This window comes from Candidatus Acidianus copahuensis (genome assembly GCF_000632495.1).
In the GTDB taxonomy this organism is placed as follows: Archaea; Thermoproteota; Thermoprotei_A; order Sulfolobales; family Sulfolobaceae; genus Acidianus; species Acidianus copahuensis.
Map to the genome: position 1 here is coordinate 167,230 of NZ_JFZT01000048.1, position 22,958 is coordinate 190,187.

At 33.7% G+C, this 22,958-nt stretch carries 28 protein-coding genes and 1 tRNA gene; 14 read left to right on the forward strand and 15 right to left on the reverse strand.

All coding sequences use genetic code 11. The features are described 5' to 3' along the window. Positions 1-445: 445 nt before the first annotated feature. Positions 446-874: a universal stress protein gene (locus tag CM19_RS09730; protein ID WP_048100241.1), complete on the forward strand. Its 429-nt coding sequence runs from the start codon at positions 446-448 to the stop codon at positions 872-874. A gap of 3 nt (positions 875-877) precedes the next feature. On the opposite strand, the gene CM19_RS09735 is transcribed toward CM19_RS09730, so the two are convergent. Both CM19_RS09735 and CM19_RS09740 read right to left on the reverse strand, forming a co-directional pair. Beyond that, on the reverse strand, positions 878-1,567 hold the full coding sequence (locus CM19_RS09735; RefSeq protein WP_048100242.1) for a biotin--[acetyl-CoA-carboxylase] ligase: 690 nt from the start codon (positions 1,565-1,567) through the stop codon (positions 878-880). After that, complete coding sequence (locus tag CM19_RS09740; RefSeq protein WP_048100243.1) at positions 1,554-2,606, reverse strand: L-threonylcarbamoyladenylate synthase; 1,053 nt, start codon at positions 2,604-2,606, stop codon at positions 1,554-1,556. The genes CM19_RS09735 and CM19_RS09740 overlap by 14 nt, the downstream gene beginning before the upstream one ends. Before the next feature lie 226 nt (positions 2,607-2,832). Here CM19_RS09740 and CM19_RS09745 point away from each other — a divergent pair, with 226 nt between their 5' ends. After that, the gene (locus CM19_RS09745; protein WP_048100244.1) at positions 2,833-3,345 is read left to right on the forward strand and encodes an NADH-quinone oxidoreductase subunit B; all 513 of its coding nucleotides are present in this window, start codon (positions 2,833-2,835) and stop codon (positions 3,343-3,345) included. On the opposite strand, the gene CM19_RS09750 is transcribed toward CM19_RS09745, so the two are convergent. The 4 genes from CM19_RS09750 to CM19_RS09765 all read right to left on the reverse strand — a co-directional run bounded on the left by CM19_RS09750 (position 3,324) and on the right by CM19_RS09765 (position 5,859). Further along, a complete protein-coding gene (locus CM19_RS09750) occupies positions 3,324-4,520 on the reverse strand; it encodes a glycerate 2-kinase (protein WP_048100286.1) in 1,197 nt (398 codons plus the stop codon). The two genes, CM19_RS09745 and CM19_RS09750, sit on opposite strands and share 22 nt — an antisense overlap. Before the next feature lie 85 nt (positions 4,521-4,605). After that, entirely contained in the window at positions 4,606-4,974 is a 369-nt protein-coding gene (locus CM19_RS09755; protein ID WP_048100245.1) for a hypothetical protein, read from the reverse strand. After that, on the reverse strand, positions 4,964-5,599 hold the full coding sequence (locus tag CM19_RS09760) for a metal-dependent transcriptional regulator (protein WP_048100246.1): 636 nt from the start codon (positions 5,597-5,599) through the stop codon (positions 4,964-4,966). Before CM19_RS09760 ends, CM19_RS09755 begins: the two co-directional genes overlap by 11 nt. Before the next feature lie 8 nt (positions 5,600-5,607). Then, on the reverse strand, positions 5,608-5,859 hold the full coding sequence (locus CM19_RS09765) for a hypothetical protein (RefSeq protein ID WP_048100247.1): 252 nt from the start codon (positions 5,857-5,859) through the stop codon (positions 5,608-5,610). Positions 5,860-5,957: 98 nt separating this feature from the next. Here CM19_RS09765 and CM19_RS09770 point away from each other — a divergent pair, with 98 nt between their 5' ends. Together CM19_RS09770 and CM19_RS09775 are read left to right on the forward strand one after the other, a co-directional pair. Next, positions 5,958-6,380: a hypothetical protein gene (locus CM19_RS09770; protein WP_048100248.1), complete on the forward strand. Its 423-nt coding sequence runs from the start codon at positions 5,958-5,960 to the stop codon at positions 6,378-6,380. Beyond that, positions 6,356-6,766, forward strand: a complete 411-nt coding sequence (locus CM19_RS09775) for a hypothetical protein (protein WP_048100249.1) — start codon at positions 6,356-6,358, stop codon at positions 6,764-6,766. The genes CM19_RS09770 and CM19_RS09775 overlap by 25 nt, the downstream gene beginning before the upstream one ends. Here the strand turns inward: CM19_RS09775 and CM19_RS09780 are convergent. From CM19_RS09780 to mobB, 3 genes are read right to left on the reverse strand one after another with little or no spacing between them, the layout of a single operon-like run. Beyond that, positions 6,763-7,461, reverse strand: coding sequence for a class I SAM-dependent methyltransferase (locus tag CM19_RS09780; RefSeq protein WP_048100250.1), 699 nt, complete (start codon positions 7,459-7,461; stop codon positions 6,763-6,765). The genes CM19_RS09775 and CM19_RS09780 overlap by 4 nt on opposite strands. 11 nt (positions 7,462-7,472) lie before the next feature. Then, the gene (locus tag CM19_RS09785; RefSeq protein ID WP_235185664.1) at positions 7,473-8,159 is read right to left on the reverse strand and encodes a CBS domain-containing protein; all 687 of its coding nucleotides are present in this window, start codon (positions 8,157-8,159) and stop codon (positions 7,473-7,475) included. Beyond that, a complete protein-coding gene (gene mobB, locus CM19_RS09790; protein ID WP_048100252.1) occupies positions 8,149-8,640 on the reverse strand; it encodes a molybdopterin-guanine dinucleotide biosynthesis protein B in 492 nt (163 codons plus the stop codon). Before mobB ends, CM19_RS09785 begins: the two co-directional genes overlap by 11 nt. A 28-nt stretch (positions 8,641-8,668) precedes the next feature. On the opposite strand from mobB, the gene CM19_RS09795 reads away from it, so the two are divergent. The 5 genes from CM19_RS09795 to CM19_RS09815 are packed head-to-tail and all read left to right on the forward strand — an operon-like array spanning position 8,669 to position 12,746. Next, entirely contained in the window at positions 8,669-9,820 is a 1,152-nt protein-coding gene (locus CM19_RS09795) for a molybdopterin molybdotransferase MoeA (RefSeq protein ID WP_048100253.1), read from the forward strand. Then, positions 9,777-10,370 carry a molybdenum cofactor guanylyltransferase gene (locus CM19_RS09800; protein ID WP_048100254.1) on the forward strand — a complete coding sequence of 198 codons (594 nt, stop codon included), beginning with the start codon at positions 9,777-9,779 and terminating at the stop codon, positions 10,368-10,370. Before CM19_RS09795 ends, CM19_RS09800 begins: the two co-directional genes overlap by 44 nt. 38 nt (positions 10,371-10,408) lie before the next feature. Beyond that, complete coding sequence (locus CM19_RS09805; protein ID WP_235185665.1) at positions 10,409-10,870, forward strand: class I SAM-dependent methyltransferase; 462 nt, start codon at positions 10,409-10,411, stop codon at positions 10,868-10,870. Next, positions 10,867-11,538, forward strand: a complete 672-nt coding sequence (locus tag CM19_RS09810; protein ID WP_048100288.1) for a diphthine--ammonia ligase — start codon at positions 10,867-10,869, stop codon at positions 11,536-11,538. Before CM19_RS09805 ends, CM19_RS09810 begins: the two co-directional genes overlap by 4 nt. Next, entirely contained in the window at positions 11,508-12,746 is a 1,239-nt protein-coding gene (locus tag CM19_RS09815) for an amidohydrolase (RefSeq protein ID WP_048100255.1), read from the forward strand. Before CM19_RS09810 ends, CM19_RS09815 begins: the two co-directional genes overlap by 31 nt. Here CM19_RS09815 and lrs14 read toward each other — a convergent pair. After that, positions 12,730-13,119: an Lrs14 family HTH-type transcriptional regulator gene (lrs14, locus tag CM19_RS09820; RefSeq protein ID WP_048100256.1), complete on the reverse strand. Its 390-nt coding sequence runs from the start codon at positions 13,117-13,119 to the stop codon at positions 12,730-12,732. The two genes, CM19_RS09815 and lrs14, sit on opposite strands and share 17 nt — an antisense overlap. 244 nt (positions 13,120-13,363) lie before the next feature. On the opposite strand from lrs14, the gene CM19_RS09825 reads away from it, so the two are divergent. Then, on the forward strand, positions 13,364-13,528 hold the full coding sequence (locus CM19_RS09825) for an AbrB/MazE/SpoVT family DNA-binding domain-containing protein (protein WP_048100289.1): 165 nt from the start codon (positions 13,364-13,366) through the stop codon (positions 13,526-13,528). A 34-nt stretch (positions 13,529-13,562) separates the two neighbouring features. Next, the gene (locus CM19_RS09830) at positions 13,563-14,288 is read left to right on the forward strand and encodes a TatD family hydrolase (RefSeq protein WP_048100257.1); all 726 of its coding nucleotides are present in this window, start codon (positions 13,563-13,565) and stop codon (positions 14,286-14,288) included. A 4-nt stretch (positions 14,289-14,292) separates the two neighbouring features. On the opposite strand, the gene CM19_RS09835 is transcribed toward CM19_RS09830, so the two are convergent. The 5 genes from CM19_RS09835 to CM19_RS09855 all read right to left on the reverse strand — a co-directional run bounded on the left by CM19_RS09835 (position 14,293) and on the right by CM19_RS09855 (position 19,135). Next, entirely contained in the window at positions 14,293-14,487 is a 195-nt protein-coding gene (locus CM19_RS09835; protein ID WP_048100258.1) for a hypothetical protein, read from the reverse strand. Position 14,488: 1 nt separating this feature from the next. After that, a complete protein-coding gene (locus tag CM19_RS09840) occupies positions 14,489-15,532 on the reverse strand; it encodes a hypothetical protein (RefSeq protein WP_048100259.1) in 1,044 nt (347 codons plus the stop codon). A 42-nt stretch (positions 15,533-15,574) separates the two neighbouring features. Then, entirely contained in the window at positions 15,575-17,338 is a 1,764-nt protein-coding gene (locus CM19_RS09845; RefSeq protein ID WP_048100260.1) for a cbb3-type cytochrome c oxidase subunit I, read from the reverse strand. A gap of 311 nt (positions 17,339-17,649) precedes the next feature. Beyond that, positions 17,650-17,744: transfer RNA gene (locus CM19_RS09850), tRNA-Ser, on the reverse strand. A 521-nt stretch (positions 17,745-18,265) separates the two neighbouring features. Next, positions 18,266-19,135, reverse strand: coding sequence for an NAD(P)/FAD-dependent oxidoreductase (locus CM19_RS09855; protein WP_048100261.1), 870 nt, complete (start codon positions 19,133-19,135; stop codon positions 18,266-18,268). 49 nt (positions 19,136-19,184) lie between these two features. Here CM19_RS09855 and CM19_RS09860 point away from each other — a divergent pair, with 49 nt between their 5' ends. From CM19_RS09860 to CM19_RS09870, 3 genes are all read left to right on the forward strand, one after another. Further along, complete coding sequence (locus CM19_RS09860; RefSeq protein WP_048100262.1) at positions 19,185-19,826, forward strand: hypothetical protein; 642 nt, start codon at positions 19,185-19,187, stop codon at positions 19,824-19,826. A gap of 208 nt (positions 19,827-20,034) precedes the next feature. Then, positions 20,035-20,919, forward strand: a complete 885-nt coding sequence (locus CM19_RS09865) for an RsmB/NOP family class I SAM-dependent RNA methyltransferase (RefSeq protein WP_052349516.1) — start codon at positions 20,035-20,037, stop codon at positions 20,917-20,919. A gap of 323 nt (positions 20,920-21,242) precedes the next feature. Further along, complete coding sequence (locus CM19_RS09870; RefSeq protein ID WP_048100263.1) at positions 21,243-22,403, forward strand: MFS transporter; 1,161 nt, start codon at positions 21,243-21,245, stop codon at positions 22,401-22,403. Positions 22,404-22,958 lie beyond the last annotated feature (555 nt).

Consider the following 22,958-nt stretch of genomic DNA (forward strand, 5'->3'; position numbering starts at 1 on the left):
AGGAAAAAATACAAAAAAATAAGATTATCTGAAACTAATACATTGTAGGATCTATATTCAATAGTTCACGTCTTGAAACAGTACAAGTAAGCTTTGTGTATTATACGATATTTTAAGTTTTATTTTTATAAATTAATTACAGGACTTTGATTTATGGTCTTTTTATTATATAAAAATCATAAACTTAACTCAAAAGATCTTATCCCAATAACTTAGCAAATTACTCCAATAATTGATCTTCTGCTTTATAACTATTCCTTGCTCTTGCTAGTATGGGCGTGACAACTTTATAGGATCTGATGCGGGTCCTTTAAGAGATGCGACGTTAGGTAAACAAATGAAGTCATACAAGTAGTATGTCTCTGTATCTTTCTAGCTGAAAGTTGCTCTATAAAGCATTTGTGAAACTTAAATACAAGAGTTAGAAAACTGTTATGAAGAATATATGTTTAATCATATTTTGGTAGCGTATGATGGTTCGGAACACGCAAAAAAAGCATTAGAGGTAGGAATAGATTTAGCTAAAAAGTATAATGCAAAATTAGAAGTTGTAGAAGTTGTAGATACTGCAGTTTTCGCTGGCGCTGGAATAGCTCCTGTTCCTGCTGATGTTATAGATTCTGTGTATAACAGAGCGAAAGCCGATATAGAGGAGGCAAAAAAGATTTCTAAGGAGAAGGGAATAGACGCTGAAGGCGTAACTCTTGAAGGAGAACCTGCTTCTGCAATTCTCGAATATTCTAGCAAAAATAACATAGACCTAATAGTCACTGGTAGTAGAGGGTTGTCAGCTATAAAAAGAATATTCTTAGGTAGTGTCTCCTCAAGGATAGTTCAAGAGGCTAAAGTTCCAGTCTTAGTAATAAAGAAATAGTAATCAAATAACTTCTACTCTTAATACGTCCTCAGCTTCAAATATACCGCAGTCAGTTACTAGCCTTCCATATCTATCCACAAAGAGAGCAACACATTTTTTCTCAGAATCTTTCTCAATTAATCTAATTTTTCTCTCCTTCATAGAAAGGAATTCATTAACCTCACTTATTATTTTCTCAGTGTTATCTATCTCTCTATAATACTCCTCTATAGATTTGATTACGCGATCTAAAATTTCATCGTTATTTACATTTTTACCAGTTTCTAAGAGCAATGAAGTAGCGTAGAGTTCTTGAGGAAATTCCTTCACATTAGAATTTATACCTATTCCTATAAATACGGTAGAGATATTGCCTAATGCTTCGGCTTCAATAAGGATTCCTGAGATTTTTCTGTCTGATACTGTGATATCATTAGGCCATCTTATTCTTGAATCTACATAGTTTGAAAGAACTTTTCTAACTGCAAGTGATGTAATTATACTTAAGGATGGTACTTTTTCCGTAGGAATTCCCTTCTTAGCATATGTGAACCATAATCCACCGATAGGTGAATACCATTCCCTCCTATATCTTCCTCTTGCTTTTGTCTGTTCATCTGCTATTACTATAAAATCTGAAAATAACATATTGTGAACAGCTTCTGCAAAATCTTGAGTTGAGGTAATTTTAGGAGCTCTAAATGTCAACATATTTGCTTACATCTCCTTTTTCTTTTACTACTGAAAATCCGGACGCTTTTCTAGATCTATTCATTATCGCTAATCCTATTCCTTTTTCTTCAACTCCTTCAAGGACTCCTAGATCCGCGTCCATTTTATCTAATCTTCTAAATGCATCAAACAAGTTTTTTGCGACTTCATAAAGATTCTCCTTACTCCCTAGCTGTATTCTTGGTTCGTCGATTTTCCCGCAATCTTCGCTTAGGCATATTGCTACAGTTGTGTATTTTTTGCGTAAAATTTTCACTACATCCACGAATATATTCTGATCTTCTACTAATATCATCTTCTTTGAAGGAGCATAGTGTTTATACTTCATTCCCGGCGCTAGAGCTACCTTGAATCCTCCCTTAAAAAGTTCTTGTGGAATTTCTAGGTCAGGAAAGATTTTTTTCAGTTCTTCAACGGTGAAAGGACCTGGTCTCAGTAGAGTAGGTGGATTTACTGTGACATTAACTATTGTTGACTCAACACCAAAGAACGTTTCTCCTCCGTCTATGATTACGTCAACTCTTTCATTCATGTCTTCAATTACATGTTCAGCTTTAGTCGGACTAGGTTTTGTAGCTAAGTTTGCACTAGGTGCTGCTATTGGCACTCCGCTTTCCCTTATTAGTTGAAGAGCAATGGGATGAGCAGGTGATCTTACTGCCACTGTATCTAATCCTGCCGTAGTTTCCTTAGGGACCTTATCTGTTTTCGGCAATATGAAGGTGATTGGACCTGGCCAAACTTTTTGGACTAGGTCTAAGACATAGTCTGGAATATTCTTCGCAACATCAAATAATTGATTCAAATCAGCAATGTGAACTATCAGCGGGTTATCCATGGGTCTATTCTTAGCTTCATATACTTTTCTTGCAGCTTGTGGGTTAAAAGCGTCAGCTCCTAGTCCATATACTGTCTCTGTAGGGAAAGCAACTGTTGCTCCTTTCTTTATATAGTCGGCTGCAATCCTAATCTTTTCAATTTCTGGATTCAAAGGGTCTACTTTAAGTACTATAGTCATTTTAACTTTTATGAGAATCTGTAGAATTAATAAGTAATGATGAGGAAACCACCGAATGCTACAGATGGCATAACAAGGATGACTGAAAATTAATGATTGATGATTTGTGAGGTGATCTCTGAAGTTGTGATGAAATCGGAAAGATTTAAACTCTCTAGGATGGGAATATTAAATTTTATCTAGCAAACCTATTTAAGTAAAGCTTCGAATATAATTGCAGATAATTATGAGTGATCAAATCTTACTATCGGGAAATTTACAAGAAGTTACCAAAAAGGCTTTGGTTTGGTTATTAAACAAAAAACCAATAAAGGAATTAAGAGACTGGGGTACTGCATTCTCTTTATGGCCTCCACACTTTACTACAAGTTGTTGTGGAGCTGAGTTTGGAGCTTTTTCTGCTGCAAGATTTGATGGTGAACGATATGGAATGTTACCATTCTCTTCCTCTAGGCAATCAAATATCCTTGTAATAGAAGGGACAATGACCAGAAAGATGGCTAGAGCGGCTAGAATAGTATATGAACAGATGCCAGAACCAAAATATGTAATGGCTATAGGTGCATGTAGTTTAGAAGGAGGTATATTTTGGAATTCGTACAATACTGTATTACCTTCAGAGGTTGGAATACCAGTAGACATATATGTTCCTGGGTGTCCTATAAGGCCTGAAGCAATAGCCAGAGGTCTTCTTACTTTGCAAAAGAGAATCATGGGTCACGATTCAATTAAGATGTAAATATTATTTACATTCGTGTATGTTGGACCTGTATTTACTGTTAGTGAGTATTTTTCAAGTAATTCGTAGCTTGAATGCTGCTTTAGATGAGCATTTATCTCCTCTTCTGGTATATCTATGTCTTTTAGAATACAACCTGCATACTCGCTATTACCATCTATTCCATCAGTAGCTATAGCATATAAGGTAAAATCTTTTTTCTTCCTTATATTTTTAAGAAAAGATAACGCTACTTCTCCATTCCTTCCGCCTTTTCCCGATTTTCCGCTTATTGTAACTTCTGGTTCTCCTCCTATAAGTATAGTACCTGCCTCGAACGGTAATTTATAATCATTGATTGAGTTATGGATTGACGCTAGAAATTTACCTAAATCTTTAGCTTCTCCTGAAACTTCTGAAGTAAGTAAAAGAGGATTAGGTAAAAAGTCTCTAAGACCTTTTAAGACATCCATATTATCCAAGACGATAAAATTAAATGAATTAACCTGCTTTGGACTTTCAATAAGAAAATTTGAGTATTGTGATAAGTCCATCTGATTAAGTATTTTGGAGGCATCAACAACGGTACTACTGTCAGCTACGGTATATCCGCTACCTATTGTATCTAAATTATTACCTGGAACGTCACTTATAATTAAAGATACTACTGGCGCTTTTGACATCATAGCTAATTTACCTCCTTTTAGTTTAGATAGATGCTTTCTTACTATGTTAATATTTTTTATTCCTAATCCAGACTTTATTAATATATCATTTATTTTTCTATACTCATTAAGTGAAATAACTGGAACTTCCATCAAAGCCGATGCGCCTCCTGATAGTAAGAAAAAAAGGACATCATAGTCCTCCTCTTTCAGTAATTTCTCTGCCATCTCTCCAGCTTTTATACTATTTTCATCAACTTGGGGATGTCCAGCGTAAATTACGTTTGAATCTAGATCAATCTTAGTTCCATAAGGTGAGACAACAAGAGATTGAACCGGTTTTACTCTATCAAGAAAGAATTTAGCCATTTTATACGATGCTTTACCGACAGCAATAATTAAAGGTCTTGTAAAGTTGAGCTCAAAATTTTCTATCTTTATGGAATTACGGGAGAGGCTGATCTTTTTAGATAATGCTGTGTAAGGATCGGCTAATCGTAAAATTTGTCTTATGATAGAATCTACTTCCATAGTTATCTCTATCAAGTAGCCGTTTTAATTCCTATTTATTTGAAGTGAGTTTTATAGCTGTTAACAGGAGATATTAATCTCAAAATCATTTTTTTGTCTTATGATGTTTGTCTTCGTTTTCCTTATATGTTTCTTTATATAACTGTGAAGCTATTCTTCTTCCCTCTTTTGATAAGTCGTAATAAATTCCCTTAGGTTTATGACCTAACTCCTTTGCCTTTACCTTTAGCCAAGGTTTAACTGAAGATGTGACAGATCTCTTAAGAGCACCTTGAAACCTTGTTAAATATCCCATCTCCTCTAGCTTCCTACAGGATTCCTCAATTTCATCAACGCTATATTTTGGAGCCCATCCACTCTCTCCTAAAAGTCGTCTAGCCATATACCAAGGGTTATCAGGACCGTATTTGTATATATGTACAAGGATTTTTTTCATTAATTCATTAAGTTCCATCAACCATCACCTGTTCTGCGACCATTATAGGTATACTTTCATCTTTTCCATTTACTTCTATTAGTATCTCGTTATTGGAAGAGTTCTTAAGAGTTAATTCTTTACCAGGGAATAGGCCAAACTCTTCTGCCTTTCTAAGTATCCATTCTTCTTCTTTTATAATCATAATAATCTTATACTTTCCTAATTTAGCCTTAGATAATAGCTCGCCGTGGATCTCCAATCTTCCAGGAATTGGATGACCATGAGGACATGTTTTTGGAAATCCTAACACTTCATCGATTCTTTGAAGAATATCGTCTGGCCATATATGTTCAAGTCTGTGCGCTATCTCATGGGCCCTGATCCAATCTATTCCTAATATATCAGTTAGCAATCTTTCGGAAAGCCTATGAGATCTAACTAATCTTTCTGCAATTCTTAAGCCATCATCAGTTAATCTTAGTCTCTTATTTTTCCGATCTATTAATCCAAGAGACTCAAGCCTCTCTAAAGCCTTACTTATAGTTCCTGGAGAGACTTGAAAAGCTATAATGAGATCAGTTACCTTTGCTGTTCCATTTATCGATTCAATTTCATAGATTTCCTTAAGGTAATTTTCTAAAGGCTCAGAAAGCTCAACCATTATTTATTTTATGTTCTTATCTTAGCCTTAACTGTTTCTATGAGTCTTGTCACTGATTCCTCTCTAACAAAAACTAATACGTTTGTTGCAAAATTACCATTGAGACCGGAGTTCTTTAAGTACTCCTTTACATTTTCTATAGCTTCATCTATTGCTGAAGAAATATGTAAGTGAAGTTTTGATGTTGCTATGTTTTCTGGAACTTCAAAATTATCTATTTGGGCCACAGCGTAAAATTTTCTTAACTCTCCAGAACTCATAGCAAATCAAGATAATAAGAACCAGTATTAGTAAAAAGATTTAGGTTCGTAAAGCGGACTAGCAAAAGTATTAAAGGTAAAAAATCGTAAAATCATCTGTGTTTAAAGTTATTTTTAAGGTAATGGGAAATCCAGCTACAAATTCCTTAGCGTCGCTCAAAAGAGCTGACTTTATACCACTAATAAGGAGGAGTAATGGTCAAATAGAATATTATATAGCGTTATATAGAGGAAGTAATTTGCCCGAGCTGAAAGAAGCGATAACTGACTTAGCCTTTCTCTTAAGTAAGGAGGGAAAGAAAGGGGATAAAGATTTTGCTACAATCTACGCTGTTGAAGACAAATACATTGGAAAGGGATTAGGAGGCTTTTTAGGTGCTGGAATAGGATATCAGATTGGTGGATTTGCAGGTCTTTTGCTAGGTTTTGTTGGCGGTATTTTAGCTGGTGAATTAGCAGATATAATAGCGGGAGAAAAATTGGTAGGTGTAGTAGAATGGCCGATATTAAGTTATTATTAGGAAATAGAATAACTAGCTCCGTAATAGGGTTAGTATTAGTTTTATCTTCAGTCTATCTTATCTATTCATTGAGATCTGATTTTACAGAATTATTATATTCTTCCATATTATATTTTAATCCATATATCTTTTATTTCTTTGGATTGGCTATTGGTATAGAACGATTATTATATGGTACTACAGGAAATAGAAAATATTTCTACTTACTCATTGGTAATTCTGAATTTATCGGATATGTGATGTATTTTCTATTCATATTCGGAATAATAATGGGAATTTATATTTCCTTATATGCTTTATTTGTGACTGGATTAATACTTAGATTAGCTGAGGTGGTTGAAGGTATCGGTCTCATAATGTTTGCAATATCTCTATTGGCGTTCTAGTTCTTCTCACATATGAATAATTCCCATGGACCCATTATCTGTTTTTCTTTGATTTTCAAGCTAAACTCCTTTATAGTAGCAACATAATAATTATCATCTTTCGGATTTATTTTCCACCACTTTGACAGAATTCTAGATATAAAACCGTTAGAAATAAGAACTACGATTGCACATTTTCCTCTATTTTTTAAAACCCTGGAAATCTCCTTAATTGCAACTTGAGGATTTTTAAGCATATGTATAACTAGAATTGAAGACACTGAATCTACACTAGCGCTCTTTATAGGCAATGTTTCCGCATTACCATGAACTGCTATAACTTTACTTCTCTTCTGTTTAAGTATATATAAAAACTTATTAGAAATATCCATTCCTATACAAGTTTTACAATTAGTGAAGTCAAACAGCCTTCCTGTACCTGTACCTATATCTAGAACTACTTCAGAGCTCATTATACTTCCTATTTTCTTAAGTAAACTATTATAAGATAAGGCAGATGTTAAAAAAAAGCCAAAAGGAGCCCAAATTTGTTCATATATAGGTGCGACTGATTCTAGGAGCTTATCTGCTTTATAATCTTGGTTTATGAAATCGTATATTCCATTATTATATGAGAACTTATGCCCTTTCTCGCAAGTTAAACTATCGTCTAAACTACTACCATCAATTGGACAAGCGAAAATTTCTGGAGTCATGAATGAAATATTTAGATATGCCTATATATGTATTTGATAAAATCTCTTAAAGTAATAATTTTAAGGCCTGTCATAAGGCTTCCAATATTGTTTTCCTTCATTATCTTTACTGCCTCAGTCATTGTAGTTCCTTTATTTATTTCTATAATCTTTGGAGTCATAACGTCTCTTACACTAACGTTAAGATCTAATTTTTCTGAATAGTAGTAAAGTATATCCCTAGCTGATAACATACCAAGTGGTTCTCTCTCTATAACCGGGAGATGTCTTATTTTTTGTTTTACCATTATATTAATTGCAGTAACTAGACTAGTAAAACCTTCAACGCTTATAGCCTCATGAGATAAGGAATCTGCATATTCGTCTCCCCACTCATATGTGAAAACAACGTCTTTTTCTGTAATTATTTTATTTTTATATATAACTGAATCTACATCTTGTTCGATCATAGACTTTACAACATCTATATATGACGAACTTTTTACTTTAATTGCTGGTTTAAGCGATATTTTACCTAATCTCTCTTCAGATCTATAAATGAGGTTGCTAAGTGCTTCGTCTACGGTAAAAATACCTTCTATTTTATCTTCACATATAACTACTATTCTTCTTATATTGTTTCTTTTCATAAAGAATATAGCTTCCTCGACTGTGGAGTTACAGCTTATAGAAATTATCTCTGATCCTTCAATCAACAAGCTTAATCTCCCTTATGTTCTTCTTCTTCATTAGTCTTATTATAAAAAGCGATAATAAGTTATGTTCACTATTATCTTTACCATCTATATATAGTCTTCCTTCTACTCTCTCTTTGCATTCAGATACCATTTTATCTATTTTCTCAGCTATTTCTGGGGCTTGATTTGGATTCTCAATCTCAAGTTTTATTCCTAATTCTAACCCTTTAAATCCCTCAACTAAGATCACGTCTACGGGCATGAGACTTAGGTAGTCATCACAATCAAAGAAAAGAGCGCAATTATTACTGTGAAAAATTACAATATCCGCTCCAGCTCTTTTCACGCGAAATGTATCTTTATTTTCAGAATCTATTATATGATGAGAATGTTTCACAACTCCTACTATAAACCCTTCTGATTTAAGTTTCTTCACAGCCATCTCTATGGCAAGAGTCTTACCTGAGTCCTTCTTTCCTGTAATCTGAAATATGCAGACCATATTAACCTCAGTGGATATATTACTATCTATGCTTATCTCCTTAGATGAAGCAAGGAAGCTAATAGATCAGAAAAGCTTTAGCGATCCTAATACAAAAGTTGTTCCACTTCTCGCATCAGTTGGAAAGATTTGTGCAGAAAACATAGTTTCCAAAATTGATATACCTTCAAGGGATCTTTCTGCCATGGATGGCTATGCGATAAAGATTGGAAATGATAGTACCAAGCTAAAGATTAAGGGAAAATTATTTCCATCAAGTAAAGAAGTTCCTTTAATATCACAAGGAGAGGCATATTATGTTACTACTGGATCACCAATTCCTATTGGTTCAAACGCTGTAGTTAGGTTAGAGGCTTCAAAAGTAGAGGATGGTTGGCTATATATAGGCGAAAACGTTTACGAAGGAAAGGACATAAGACCTAAAGGTGAGGATATAAAAAAAGGAGAAATCATTCTTAGAAAAGGAGAAATTATTTCTCCTTATCATTTAGGAATCTTAAATATACAGAAGATAAGAGAAGTTAAGGTCTTTAACATAAATTTTGCTGTTTTTGCTAATGGAGATGAGATCGCTCCTTACTATGAAGATAGAGATATTCCCGACTCTATATCTCCAGTTTTGATACCTATCCTAGAAAAATTTGGTGAGGTTCACTACTTAGGTGTAGCTAGGGATAGCGAGGAATCAGTGAGAGAAAAGATGAAAGAAGCTTTAAAGTATGATTTTGTGATTTCAATAGGAGGTTCATCAGTAGGAGAGAAGGACTTTATTAAAAAAGTAATTAAATCCCTAGGTGAACTACTTTTTGAAGGAGTCTCCGTCAACATAGTAAAAAGAGGAGGAGTAGGCTTGATTGAAAGGAAGCCTATACTCGTTCTTCCTGGACAAATAGTTTCATCTGTTGTCTCCTTCCATGAACATGGTTTACATTTAATTTCAAGACTCATCGGTTCTGAGATAAGAGAATATAAGGACGTATCTCTTTTAGCAGATCTAAAGGTTGATCATAAAATGGATTCAGTATATCTTTTAAAAGAAACTGAGGAAGGAGCAATTCCTCTCAGATGGGGAGTAGGACTTTTTAGTGAGTTATATAAAGCAAGCGGATTTACGATATTAAAGAGAGGAACTACTTATGAAATTGGAAGCAAGATTAAAATGCAAAAGTTCATGGTATGACGTTATCGTTTTGGCAGGAGGAGAGTCTAAGAGATTTGGATGCGATAAATGTGATTTTGAACTAAGTGGAAAATCGATGCTTAAGAGAGTTGTAGAGCAGTTCAACAATGCGATAATTGTTTCTAGATTTAAAAGAGGCATTACCAAAACGGAGATCTTAGACAAGGGTAATGGACCACTAAGAGCCGTAGAGTACGCGTTGCCTTATATCAGGTCAGAAAAAGTTTTCATAACAGGTTGTGATTTTCCGTTTGTGAGAACTAGTATAGCAGACCTTTTATGTTCGAAGGATTTTGATGCTGTAATACCAATTTTAGATCAGCCACAACCCCTATTAGGATGTTATAAAACTAACTTTCTACTAAGGAATATAAGCAAAGTTAATTCGTTTATGAGTCTTTTAAGGCAATCGAACAATACTTATTTAATAGGAACTGAGGAATTAAGGCTTATTGATCCTTCTCTCCTCTCTCTTAGAAATATAAACTACTTTATAGATTTGCTAAAACCGGTGAAGGTATTCACAAAGAGTACAATCATTCTAAAGTAACTGGTATCCTTATTTATGCATATCACCTAAAATATATCGTGTTATTAGTACCTTTTATACCGTCTCCATATGAAGTTGCAGAAGAAATGCTTAGATGTGTTGAAGCTGGAGAGGATGATATAGTAGTTGATTTAGGTTCTGGAGATGGTAGACTAATAAGTTTGGCTAAAGAAAAGTTTCACGTGAGTGAGGCTATAGGCGTAGAAATAGAAAGAAAGCTATGTCATGAATCTAAAAATGATAAAGTGGAAGTTATATGTGGAGACATAATATATATAGCAGATTTCTTGCTTCGAAGGGCTACAGTAGTTACAGTATACTTATCCAGTAGAGCTAACGAAATAGTTGAACGGATGATACTCGATTCAGGCAATAAACGCTTGAAAATTGTAAGCCATGACTTTGAGTTTAAGAAACTTAAGCTAATTAATACTAGGATAGTTAAAGCAAAGGGCTTATTGGGAACAACTAGTCATACCATATTTTGCTATACAATATGAAGATCTGTAGTATGTTTTCTGGTGGTAAAGATAGCACTTACGCTTTACACTGGGCAATATTCAAAGGGTTCAATGTTGAATGCCTAATAACTATAATTCCTATGAAAGAGGATTCATGGATGTTTCAGTATCCTAACGTTGAATTCACTATATACCAAGCAAAAGTATTAGGCATCCCTATAATATCGCAAAAATCTACGGGGGAAAAGGGAGAAGAGATAAATGACTTAAGGAAAGCCTTTGTTAAGGCAAAAGAAGAAAAAAATATAGATGGAATAGTTACTGGGGCTATTTTATCTGACTATCAAAGGCTTAATATAAACTTAATAGCAGAGGAATTAGGACTTAAAGTCTATTCTCCCCTATGGAGAAAAGACCAGGAAAATTACTTAAGGGAAATAGTAACGGAAGGTTTTAGATTCTTGATAATATCAACCTCTGCTTATGGCTTTCCAGCAAATCTAGTAGGAAAAGAGATTAATGAAGAAGATACAGAGAAAATAATTAGAGCTGCTAAAAAATACGGATTTAATCCAGCCTTAGAAGGAGGAGAAGCAGAGACATTTGTTGTTAATGCCCCTCTATTTAAGAGGAAGTTAAATGTAGAAGGGAAAGTGATTAGAAAAGGTGAGTTCAATTGGTTTTTCAAAATAACACGTATACTCTAACACACTGCAGTTATGTGCTAGATTTAGACGGAGTTAGGGAAAACGTAAACATAGTTATAGATAACGGTTATATTATAGCAGTTGGGGACGATACACAAGGAGAGGAAATAGATTGTTCTGAATTTGTAGTTACTCCTGGTTTTGTAAATGCTCATACTCATCTTGGTATGATATTTCTAAGAGGGTATTATGACGATTCTAATCTACATATATGGCTTTCAAAGATGTGGGAAGAGGAAAGAAAAGCCTTAAGGGAAACGTTCAGATTAAGTACAGAAATTGGAATTTTGGAAATGATGTCTTATGGGATTACCGGTTTTGTTGATATGTACTTTAATCCTGAGGATGTAGCTGAATTTTCTGAACTCTATGGAATAAGGGCAGCTGCTGGGATGACATTCTTAAACTCGATCAATGATCCTAACCAAGTAGAAAGAGTTCAGCGTTCTCTTAAAAAGAGCAAGTTCTTTATTCCAATAATTAATGTGCATAGTATATATTCAACTGATGAGAAAACTATAATTCTCGCTAAGGAATTAGCCGAAGAATTAAAAACGTGGATCCATATACATTTGTCAGAAACTAGAAAAGAAATTTATGATACAAAGAGAAAATTAGGCTTATTTCCAGTAGAATATATAAATAAATTAGGATTAACCCCTTATTTACACGCAGTTCACTTAGGCTGGGTATCAAGTTGGGAACTTGAGATCTTGAAGGCTAGTAGGTCTACGGCTCATTGTCCTACTTCAAATATGAAGCTAGCAACTGCTGGAGCGTTTCCTTTTTACGAGGCAAAGGAATTGGGTATTAATGTTACTATAGGTACCGATGGTCCAGCTAGTAATAATTCTTTAGATATTATAAGAGAAATGAAAGAAGCCGTTCTTTTACAGAGACATAGTTATTGGGATACTAGAATTAAGGCATTAGACGTGTTTACAGCAGCTACCTTAAATGGATACAAACTCCTTGGAGTTAAGGGTGGTAAGATTAAACCAGGTTACGTAGCGGATTTAGCCCTATTTGATAAGTATTCTCTTAGACCATTAGCTAAAGATAGATTATTATCAAATATAGTATATTTATCAACTGGAGATTATATAAAAAAGACTATATTAAATGGAAAAATCTATGACAAAAAAGAATTAACTCAAAAAATAAGGACTATTTATGATAGACTTGAAAGCCTTATGGAGAAGGCTTGAAGTCTTTTTCTACCAATGATGCCATACTTTCTGAGCAGTCTTTTATGTCTTGTAACATCTTAGTTTTCAATTCCATATAATCCTTCGCTTTGTACAAATATCTAGGTCTTCCTGCCTTGTTTCCAGGCTCTTTTATTCTCATTACTAAGGCCATTTCAAGTAGCTTATTTAAGCTTCTGTTAATCGAAGCCTTGGAAAGTTTTAGTTCACTCTCTAATTCCTCCGTGCCTCTAGCTTCACCTTTCATTAAAGCCATTAGTACGTGAACATCCGTTTCAGATAGTCCATAACAGAATGATAATATATCTACTAGACCAGCATCTTTTCCAGATGGTAGTTTTATTCTAGTTCCACTTATCTGACTTTGCTCCATTTCACTCACAAATAAAGATTCTAAAATCTAGTTTATATATTTTTTCCTATTAGTTTAAAGGGAGGATTCCAACTTTTTCTCCATTTGTTCTCTTTATACAAAAGAGTATAAGATATCCGATATAATATTTCATTGGAATTCATACCTAAGTTGTCACTATATCATTAATGAATTCATAGTTAATTTTTACACTATATAAAAAGATTTATATATATGGATAACAAGTGAATATCTAGTGATATTAGTGGAAACGGAAGAAATAGTAAAAGTAAGTAGAAACTATCAGGTAACAATACCAGCCAAGATAAGGCAAAAATTTCAGATTAAGGAAGGAGATCTTGTTAAAGTTATATTTGATGAGAAGGAAAATGCAGTAAAAATAACACTGCTTAAGGAACCCTGGAAATAATTTTTAACCTAATTTTTCCAATATCTTTTTTTAAATGTTAATAGATATACATGCGCATGTAGATTCCAATGAATTTTTTCAGGATATCGGAAATGTAATAAGTAGGTGTAATATCATTATAGTTAATGCTGGCGTAGATTATGAAAGTGATCTTAGAACGCTAGAATTGTCGACTAAGTTTAGTAATGTCTTCCCTGCGATTGGTTTACATCCAGAATTCGTCGAAAAAGTCAATGAGTTAGAAAACGTTATTCCTCTAGTAGATAGGGCAGTTGCTATAAGTGAGGTTGGACTAGACTATTATTGGGTAAAGGATGAAGAGGCAAGAAGAAGGCAAATTAATATCCTTAATATATTTCTTGAAATAGGAGAGAAAAAGAATAAGCCATTGATAGTGCACATACGAGGGGGTATTAAGGATTTTCTAGATATGATAGGTTCTTTTAATGTAAAATTTGTTATGCATGCGTTTGAGGGTAGCATAAAGAACGCCTTAAAAATTGAAGACTTAGGAGGATATATTTCCATTCCACCAATTATAGTGAGAGATAAGTATAGGCAACAAATAGTAAAACAAATTAACATTAATAATCTATTAACAGAAACCGACTCTCCTTTTCTTCCTCCTCGGAAGGGAGAAAGAAATGAACCATGCAATGTAAAGTACTCTATTGAAAAGATAGCTGAAATTAAAGCAATACCTTTAGTAGAAGTGGAGAAATATATAGAAAATAATTTTAAAAAATTAATTAACTTATAAAAAATTATTTCTTTTCTTCATCTTGAGGAGCAAAGTAAACGAATAGGAAGAATAATAGAAAGCCTAGGAATGCTGCACCCATGAATGATAATGTGTAAGGTGTTGCCGCAGCGTGAAGTGTTACATCGCCTATTTCCCAAACTAGAAGAGCGATAGCTAATATGTATCCTATTCCAAGAACTTTGAAGAAGCTAACCATTTTAGTTCCCCTCCACTAATATTACTCCCCAGGCCCCCATTATGTATCCTTTATCAAACCCTATTAGAGATCCGTATGTCCCACTAAGATTGCTTGGATTATAGTTGTAGTATACTGGTGTTATTATGCCATAAACATAGGCTGGAGCTGTAGAATTGAACGAGAAAGTCTGATATGTATTGTAGTGTATTGGTTGTTCCGATACAAGAGTAATAGTTCCATTCCACCATATAGCATATACACCAATTTTTATATCAGTTACCGGATATGGAGTTCCTGAGGCTGAATAGTTATATAAGTAATTACGTTCATCATTTGGCAAAGGCATGTACATAGATAGTGTTACAGTAGATCCGTGGTTTACAACTATTGTTGGTCCAGGAATTGTCTTATTAAATACGCCGTACTGATCACCTACCAATATTACAGTAGGATTAGACACTGATGTATACTGAACTATTGGAGGATTATATGGGTCTCCCTTTAAGGCAGATGTATAAGCTATCTGAGTTTGAGAAATATATTTGCTTATGTTACCTGAAGTAAAGTACCCAGAATAAGGTAAGCTGATTAATAGCCCTGTCTGATAACTATACCAAGGTCCATTGTATTCACCACCTAAGAAGGCGTAGGCTCCTGTTATATTGGGTACAGGTAAAACATCGTACTCAACTAACCCTGGAACTATCTGATCAGTAACAACTTTATCAGCATAATCTGCAAAGTAAAAGTTTGAAGTTACGTCAGCTGATGTCATTGAGATATTTAAGAACTCTCCTGGATGAGCCACTATCAGATTGTAGTAAAAAGGCATTCCAAGTTCGTTTGATAAGATTGCTCCACTTTCATTAATCTTAAACAAGTACTGATACGAAGTTATATGAGTTTGTATGATCTTTTGGGAGGGAACACCGTTTAGCTCGCTAATCACGCTTGGAACTCCACCAACTACAAAGTCAAGAGGAAAAGTACTAACTATTACAAATGCGAATAAAACTATTACAGTTAATGTCCAGGTTAATTCCCATCTTTCTTTTTTATCCATTCATATCACCTTTAATTTTAACTACTATTTATAAAAAAAAGATTATAAACTCTTCGCACCCTTTAGGACGGGATACGAAATTAGTATTATTCCTATTGTTAATAGAATTATCCAAGCCCAAATAAATGAGTCATATGTATTACCAGAGAATGCGAGTGGAAAAGTACTTGCAATAATTATTAGGGATCCTATTATACCTAGAACCCAGTCTGTACCTAGAGCTTTACTGTTCATAGTTTTTCCTATTTTCTTAAAGTTATTAAAACTTAGTTTTGAAGACGATAGATCTAATGACATAGCTACAGTATTTATGAGCGAACCTACTGACATTCCCTCTAAATTTACTGGTCTTCCCTTAACTAACGTGGCAACTAAGTTGAGGAACCAAACCAGAGTTGCCAGTTGTGCTATTATCGCACCAACTGTAGCTAGATTCTCCGCGAAAATAAGGCTAGGAATTCTAGGGAAGATCTCTGCCCTTCTAATTAGGCCTTCCATTCCTTCTAGTTCCATACCCATTATTAGTAAGATAGAACCTGTTACATAACCAACAAAATGAGTCCATGCCATTTTTCCGGAAAACCATTGTCTCCCTGACATCATAGGTATCATGAAATATAGAACTGCCATAGCTGCTGGAACTATTGAAAGAAGTATCATTGCGTGGAAGTGGCCAGGAACCCACATACTATTATGAATAATGGAATCAAAAGCAATAGTTGCATTTGCTATTCCTGTAACCCCTGCAGCTATAGCCCCTGCAAAGCTTGTTGCAGTAAAGGCTGTTATTACGTTGAAGTTAACATTAGCTCCCTTAACTGTAGCCCATAAGTTGAGGAAAGTCATCATTGATGGAACAACTACAGCGTATGTAAGAACTTCTTGAAGGATCTTTATTGGAACAGGTAGGTTTACCATATATAGATGATGTATAGGCACGTTATTTGAAAATATCAAGTATAGTAAGGCAGATATCCTTCCCATTCTATCGCTAAAAAGCGGTTTGTTTGCGAGAGTTGGAATGAGTAAGTATAGTGCTCCTACTGCAGGTAACCAAGCCATATATACAATTGCATGTCCAAATATCCAGAATGCTATCTGGTTCGCTATAACGTCGAGTCCAACTACGTGGTAATACGCTAATATGTCCCATATATCTGCTGCAGTCACTCCAGAATATCCGATCATAAATAGTAAAGTGTTCATTAAGAAGAAGACTAAAGGTACAGGTAACTTTTCCTTAAGCTGTTTGCTAGCAATATAATAATGGTAAACAATCCAGACACCTGCTAAATATGTAAAAGCGTCAAGCATTATCCAACCGATAAAGAACAAGGGTGATGCAACATATTGTGAGAAATCAGGTAGTCCTATTGGAGATAAGTAGTACCAGCTTGTTGCTGTAAAGTAATTATCATTGAAGGTCGGATATGCTACTATAGGTCCCTCCATAAACATCATAGAAATATTAATAAGAATAAATGAAAGACTAAGTAACCACTTAGCCCTAGGTTGGAGATTCAATAGCTTAATTGTAAAATAAATAAATATTGCATAAATTAATTGTTGTGCAAATCCAAATAGGTCTCTTTCCGCATGTAATGTTATACCTGCATAATATTCCTGCGAAGTTAGAGGTAATATACCGTACGTCCCCCAAAAGGTTTCTTGTATTCTAACCATAAGAGAATCTACTACGCCTAAAAGGCCCCACACAACGCTCATAACAAGCATTGCCATTACTATTCTAGTAGTCCAGTCTTTATCAAGTTGGAATAATGCCATAATAAGGTCTTTTAGACTCATATTATATCTAGTTCCTTTTTATCATCGATTCGAATTTAAACTTTCAATTAAAAAAGGATTAATAACTTCCTTTAACTAGATTAATTTTTACACTTACCTTATCTAGTCTCTTATATAAAAAGAGTTTACATTATTATAGACGCTATATAGAGCCTAATTAATATATTTTATTCTCTAGATAGTAATAATATGTGGTTTAAAGCTCTCATGTACTTCTCTTTTTAAAGGTTAAAAACTATTATATATCTATTTTGTTGACACTGAACAAAATCATACAATTCTAGATAGGTAATGTGTTTTCGTATATAAGGCGCCGGGAGCGGGACTTGAACCCGCGTGAGGTTTCCCTCAACGGCTAACTGCTCAATTAGCAGGCCGCCGCCCTACCGAGCTAGGCGATCCCGGCATAAATAAGATATATCATTTCTGCTTATAAAGTTTGATAGAGGGTTAGAGTTGTGAAATTTCATAAATGTCTACGATCCCGTCAGTTCTCATTACACTCTAAACTGACCTTTAATAACGTTCTATCTTATAAATGGGATCACTTAAACCCTTATACATAAGTTTACTTCAAACTAAGTAAAGAGGAAAATTGTATATCATTAGCTTCAGTTTTCACAGTTTAGATTATTTAAATCCATAATTAAAACAATGTATAGCTTTTTAGGTTTTGAAGGAAAAAGGTCTAATGGTCTTGATTTCTAAGGATTTATATATAAAAAATATTGATTTAGTCAATAGGAATGGAAGGAATTCTTTCCTTACTGATGACAAATTTTATGATTAGAGTATTCATCATATTAAAGAAATTTCCATAATCCCAAAAGTATTTTATCCAGCTTACTCTATACATTACTCTTGAGATGCTCAGGGACTAAGTTAAATGAGGAGGATTTCCCCTGATTCCCCCCAGTCCCTGGGCATCTATAGGTAATAAAGGAATCCCATATTACCTTTTCTCCATATATAATATTTTTCTATAAATCTTTTCATATAACTTCTTATCTTTGATTTCTTTATGCTTACTTTTTTACCTCCCCATGGGACATCTGAACGTATATGGATTGCATTTCCATCACCCATATCAATTATATTTATGAATATTGGATAAAATTTATCATCTTTTCTTAGAATTTCTTTTCCTACATATTTACCTGTTCTCATAGCAAGCTCCCCTAGCTTTGGCCATCCATATATTATATCTCCTATAGCGTAAATATTACTCTTCACTTTTAGATAACTATCAACTTTTTGGAATCCTAAAAAAGGAGGAGGCTCACATTTGGAGAAAATTAAGTCTGGTTTATCACAAAGGCTCAATTTTTTCTCAGTTTCATTTTTTACTATATCCTCCACTTCTTTCCCTAACCAGCTTAGAAAACCGCCAGCATATTTTACGTTTTTGCCCTTCGCCTTCGCATACAACGATATTTGTAATGCTAGATAGTCATCTATAGATTCTTCAGCGGAAATACAAAAGTTATCTTTTTTCTTGACATCATCTAAAAATTGAAATAGATTCTGTCTTGTACATCCAAGAGCTAAAATAATCGAATCCGCCTCTATTTTCCCTTTATCAGTGTAAACGCTTAATGCTTCTAGATCAATGTCCTTAATTTTTGCATTAACTACAAATTCAAGACCAACTGAGTATCTGGTCGGTTCAACTAAATTTCTAATCATTGCGGTGTAAAAGATAAACTCTTTTTTTTCTGAGATAATTACCTTATTTTTATTTCTTATATTATAGAATGCGTTGAGACCAGCATATCCTGAACCAAGTACAGCAATCATGTTTTTATATAAAAAACTTAATATTTTTTAGTTTAATCTCCTTCATGGATTGAAGTTAACTTTAGCTTATTCAAAAGAAGAGGATTTAGTACCAGTCTTACCAATTATTGAGAAGAAAGTCAATAGGGGAATTGAATTAGAGACTGAAAAAGTTAAGGAAGATGAATTAAAATTTAAATTATCAAATTTTGATTTAATATACGCTCCTTTACCGGTATTTTTTCACCTAGGAAAAGCCACTATATTAAGTAATGGAGCAATAGTTGTGAACTCGTTAGGTATTTCTAATACCAATATTGAAAAGATATGTGTATCGGGTAGTAACTCGACTGAGTTTTATTTGGTCAGAGCTCTTCTAAATCCAAAAGCTATTCCAGTAACTACGTCGTCTCAAGACTGTAGTAAAGTTACAACAGAAAGCTATGAAATCCCGTTATCAAATGTCTGGAAGAGTAAATGTAATGATTTACCTATCGTACTGAAGGTTATTTTACTTGGCACTGTACCAGAAGATGTAATACCTAAAGTAAAAGCGATAATAAGAGAATCTGCATCTATTCAAGAAAATTTACATCTCGTAAGTCCTGGTTCTAAAGAATTAGGACTTAAAGGAAGAAAAGCGATAGAGTGTTTTTTCAAGATTTCTAAGGAGAACTTGTCTACTCCTGAAGTGACTTATAGAATTATGTGATTTATATGACGTCTATAGAGGACTTTCTCTCAACTTTCTTGTATTACGTTGAGCAAGGAGATCCCATTCCTATTGCTTTTTCAAAAACTAAAAATATAAAAAAATTAAAAAAGTAAATTATGATAATATATATGAAAAAAGTAGAGAACTTGTTCTAAGTTATTTTTCGTTAAATGGAAGAAGAAGATCGGAAAAAATAAAAGAATTTTTGTCAAATGGTGTTAGACCATTACTTCCTAATTGGGCTAGGGAAGAATTAGTAAATTATTTAGACGTATCATCTCTTGAAAAATCATTTGTAAATAACACTAAATGGATTAGAATAAATACGCTTAAGGCCGATGTAGATAAGGTAATTTTAGGTTTAGAAAAGCTCGGAATAATGATAGAACAAGATAATGATATCTATTACATGGCAAAGGTATTAAGTGGAAATATCAAGGCTACAGAATACTATAGGAATTTTAGCATTATTTTCCAAGACAAGGCTAGTTCTGCCGTTGTTGAGGCCTTAAAGCCTGAAAATGGAGATCTAATTTTTGATGTATCTTCAAGCCCTGGAATAAAGGCGTCACAAATATCCGCAATAACCGAAAATAAGGTAACATTAGTGTTAGCGGATATGGATAGAAGGAGACTTCATAAAGAGATTGAACTTCTAAGAAAATTAGGTGTAAATATGGAAAGGATCAATATAATAAATCAGGACTCATCGAGTAACTCTGTAATTTCAGCAGATAAAGTACTATTTGATGCACCTTGCTCTTCATCTGGAATAATAGCTAACGAACCTAGTATTTTATTGAAGTTAGAAAAGTCTAGGATATTGTCTTTTTCTCAGCTTCAACAGTCTATTTTGGATAATATATATAAAGTTAAAGCTGATTACATTATATATTCTGTATGTTCAATATTCCCTGAAGAAGGCGAAATTATTTTTGAGAATTTAGTGAACTCATTAGAGAAACCATTAAACTTTGGTTCTCATGGATATACACAGTTTAAATCTGGTAGTCTTTCCGTCAGGTTCTTTCCACATGAAAATAAAACAGAAGGTTTTTTTATTACAAAAATAAATATTGATAGAATTTAGTCAAATAAGAATCTATATAAATATTATAGGATAGAAGATAAAATAAATAATTATCTTTCTCTCGTTAAGGTTTGTAATGCTTATTATAAGGTAAAGATGTTTTTTGCTCCACAAAACACTTACATACTAAGGAGTATTATTTAAAAATAAAAGATAGTCAAAGACAATTATTTAATAATTATTATTTCAAGAAATATCTATTAAATCTAAAAGTTGATATATTATATGGAAAGAATAATGCTTATATATGTTAGCATATCCCCAAATACTTGCTTTAATCTAATGAAAGTTTTTTAAATCTAAGAGAGAAGACATCGTCCGCTATGGATAGATTAAAATCATTTGCTTATATGGCGATAACTTTAGCTCTGATTACGATAGCCTCTAGAGCAACAAATAATATGATAGTAACAACCTTGCCTCCATTTGGAAAATATGTTTTTGGATTCAGTAATTTATTTTCTGGATTTTTAGATACTTTAATATATATTTCAACTTTTATATCTACATCGTATTTAAATCCTTTACTTAATCCAATTAAGAGAAGAAAGGCTTTTATTATATCTAATATCGCTATTGTGATAGTATTAATAATATATTTCTTTGCGAATCAATATATTTTATGGTTAGTTACACCGGTAGCCGGAATAGCCTCAGGACTGATTTTACCAAATTTAATAACCTCAGCCTCGTTGGTTAATGAAAGAAGATTAGCTGAAAAATTATTAGGGTTATATTCAACTAGTCTAAGTATAAGTCTAATTATAGGCCCCTCTCTGGAAAGTTATGTACTTAAAATAGGCGGTAGCGAAGCTTATAGAGCTGTATTTATTGCCTTTTTACCTATTGCGTTACTTGGGGCTGTGTTATCGTTCACAATCAGATTTCCTGATATATCAACGGAGAAACGAGGAAAGAACGCGTTAAGAAATAAGGGTTTCATATCTTCAATTCTCTCTATAACAACCTATAATGTTCCATTTGCAGCTTTAACAGCATTTCTGACAATTTACGCTAAAACAAAATTTGATTTACCTAATGATGTGGCTTACTTCTCTTATATTCCGTTTTTTGCTTTATCGTTCCTAACAAGAAGTTATATGACAATAAGACCATTTAAAACACTAAGACTACCCTTGTTAGTATCAATTCTAATTACCATATGTGGTCTTTTAGGAATAATTTTATCTCCTTCTTATCTCACCTTCATATTACTGATGGCCATACTAGGAATACCTCATGGTTCAATCTTTCCAATGTCTACGATAATGATAGCTAGATCAACTACTCAAGATGAAAGAAATGCAGCTAATTCATATTTTCTTGCATATAATAATATTCTATTTATGGGCGTACCAGCCATCGTAGGATATTTATCGAGTTTGATCGGCCTTGGAAATGCCATGTTATTGTTAGAGATACCCGTTGTTATAGCTAGTATAGCGTTTTTTGTTAAGTTCTGGTCTGATAATTCCTTACTATGAACTACTCAGACTCTCTGGTAATACTTTCTACGTTATCTTTCCAGACTCAATCTACCATTACCATGGTGAAGGTTCCTTTTGTGGAACTGTCTGATTAATCCCGTGCGGTGGTTATGTGGGTCTTGAAGTGAAAAGACTTTTCCTCCGTTTCAGAGATACAGCGACTTCACAAAATCTATTACGACTGTTCTCTTATAGGTAACAGGAAATTACGTAAAATGGACTTTCCATATTTTTAGAAGATATCACTCTCTGTTCTCACTCTTACAGTCTTCCGATCCTTTAATCTACAGAGAGATAGAGAATATAGATCCCTTGGATTTCCGTTTCTAATTACGTAAAAGATAAACAATTTCGTAGGCGACTTTTCTATGCAAGAAGTTAGTAGGACTACTGATCGCAATCTCTAGGAACATTATTATCTCATTACGCGATGGTTTAGAATAATCCTTAGATCCTGTAAGTTCCTCTCCACCATGGTAAGGCTAGTTTGACTGCGAAATAGGAAACCCCTATCAAAGAGTTGATTAGTTTGTAACTATAAATCATAACTAT

Excerpts from the sequence above, each read along its gene's own strand:
- CM19_RS09730 (WP_048100241.1), top strand. The coding sequence starts at position 446 with ATGTTTAATCATATTTTGGTAGCGTATGATGGTTCGGAACACGCAAAA.
- CM19_RS09735 (WP_048100242.1), bottom strand. The coding sequence starts at position 1,567 with ATGTTGACATTTAGAGCTCCTAAAATTACCTCAACTCAAGATTTTGCA.
- CM19_RS09740 (WP_048100243.1), bottom strand. The coding sequence starts at position 2,606 with ATGACTATAGTACTTAAAGTAGACCCTTTGAATCCAGAAATTGAAAAG.
- CM19_RS09745 (WP_048100244.1), top strand. The coding sequence starts at position 2,833 with ATGAGTGATCAAATCTTACTATCGGGAAATTTACAAGAAGTTACCAAA.
- CM19_RS09750 (WP_048100286.1), bottom strand. The coding sequence starts at position 4,520 with ATGGAAGTAGATTCTATCATAAGACAAATTTTACGATTAGCCGATCCT.
- CM19_RS09755 (WP_048100245.1), bottom strand. The coding sequence starts at position 4,974 with ATGGAACTTAATGAATTAATGAAAAAAATCCTTGTACATATATACAAA.
- CM19_RS09760 (WP_048100246.1), bottom strand. The coding sequence starts at position 5,599 with ATGGTTGAGCTTTCTGAGCCTTTAGAAAATTACCTTAAGGAAATCTAT.
- CM19_RS09765 (WP_048100247.1), bottom strand. The coding sequence starts at position 5,859 with ATGAGTTCTGGAGAGTTAAGAAAATTTTACGCTGTGGCCCAAATAGAT.
- CM19_RS09775 (WP_048100249.1), top strand. The coding sequence starts at position 6,356 with ATGGCCGATATTAAGTTATTATTAGGAAATAGAATAACTAGCTCCGTA.
- CM19_RS09780 (WP_048100250.1), bottom strand. The coding sequence starts at position 7,461 with ATGACTCCAGAAATTTTCGCTTGTCCAATTGATGGTAGTAGTTTAGAC.
- mobB (WP_048100252.1), bottom strand. The coding sequence starts at position 8,640 with ATGGTCTGCATATTTCAGATTACAGGAAAGAAGGACTCAGGTAAGACT.
- CM19_RS09795 (WP_048100253.1), top strand. The coding sequence starts at position 8,669 with ATGCTTATCTCCTTAGATGAAGCAAGGAAGCTAATAGATCAGAAAAGC.
- CM19_RS09800 (WP_048100254.1), top strand. The coding sequence starts at position 9,777 with ATGAAATTGGAAGCAAGATTAAAATGCAAAAGTTCATGGTATGACGTT.
- CM19_RS09810 (WP_048100288.1), top strand. The coding sequence starts at position 10,867 with ATGAAGATCTGTAGTATGTTTTCTGGTGGTAAAGATAGCACTTACGCT.
- lrs14 (WP_048100256.1), bottom strand. The coding sequence starts at position 13,119 with ATGGAGCAAAGTCAGATAAGTGGAACTAGAATAAAACTACCATCTGGA.
- CM19_RS09830 (WP_048100257.1), top strand. The coding sequence starts at position 13,563 with ATGTTAATAGATATACATGCGCATGTAGATTCCAATGAATTTTTTCAG.
- CM19_RS09835 (WP_048100258.1), bottom strand. The coding sequence starts at position 14,487 with ATGGTTAGCTTCTTCAAAGTTCTTGGAATAGGATACATATTAGCTATC.
- CM19_RS09840 (WP_048100259.1), bottom strand. The coding sequence starts at position 15,532 with ATGGATAAAAAAGAAAGATGGGAATTAACCTGGACATTAACTGTAATA.
- CM19_RS09845 (WP_048100260.1), bottom strand. The coding sequence starts at position 17,338 with ATGAGTCTAAAAGACCTTATTATGGCATTATTCCAACTTGATAAAGAC.
- CM19_RS09855 (WP_048100261.1), bottom strand. The coding sequence starts at position 19,135 with ATGATTGCTGTACTTGGTTCAGGATATGCTGGTCTCAACGCATTCTAT.
- CM19_RS09870 (WP_048100263.1), top strand. The coding sequence starts at position 21,243 with ATGGATAGATTAAAATCATTTGCTTATATGGCGATAACTTTAGCTCTG.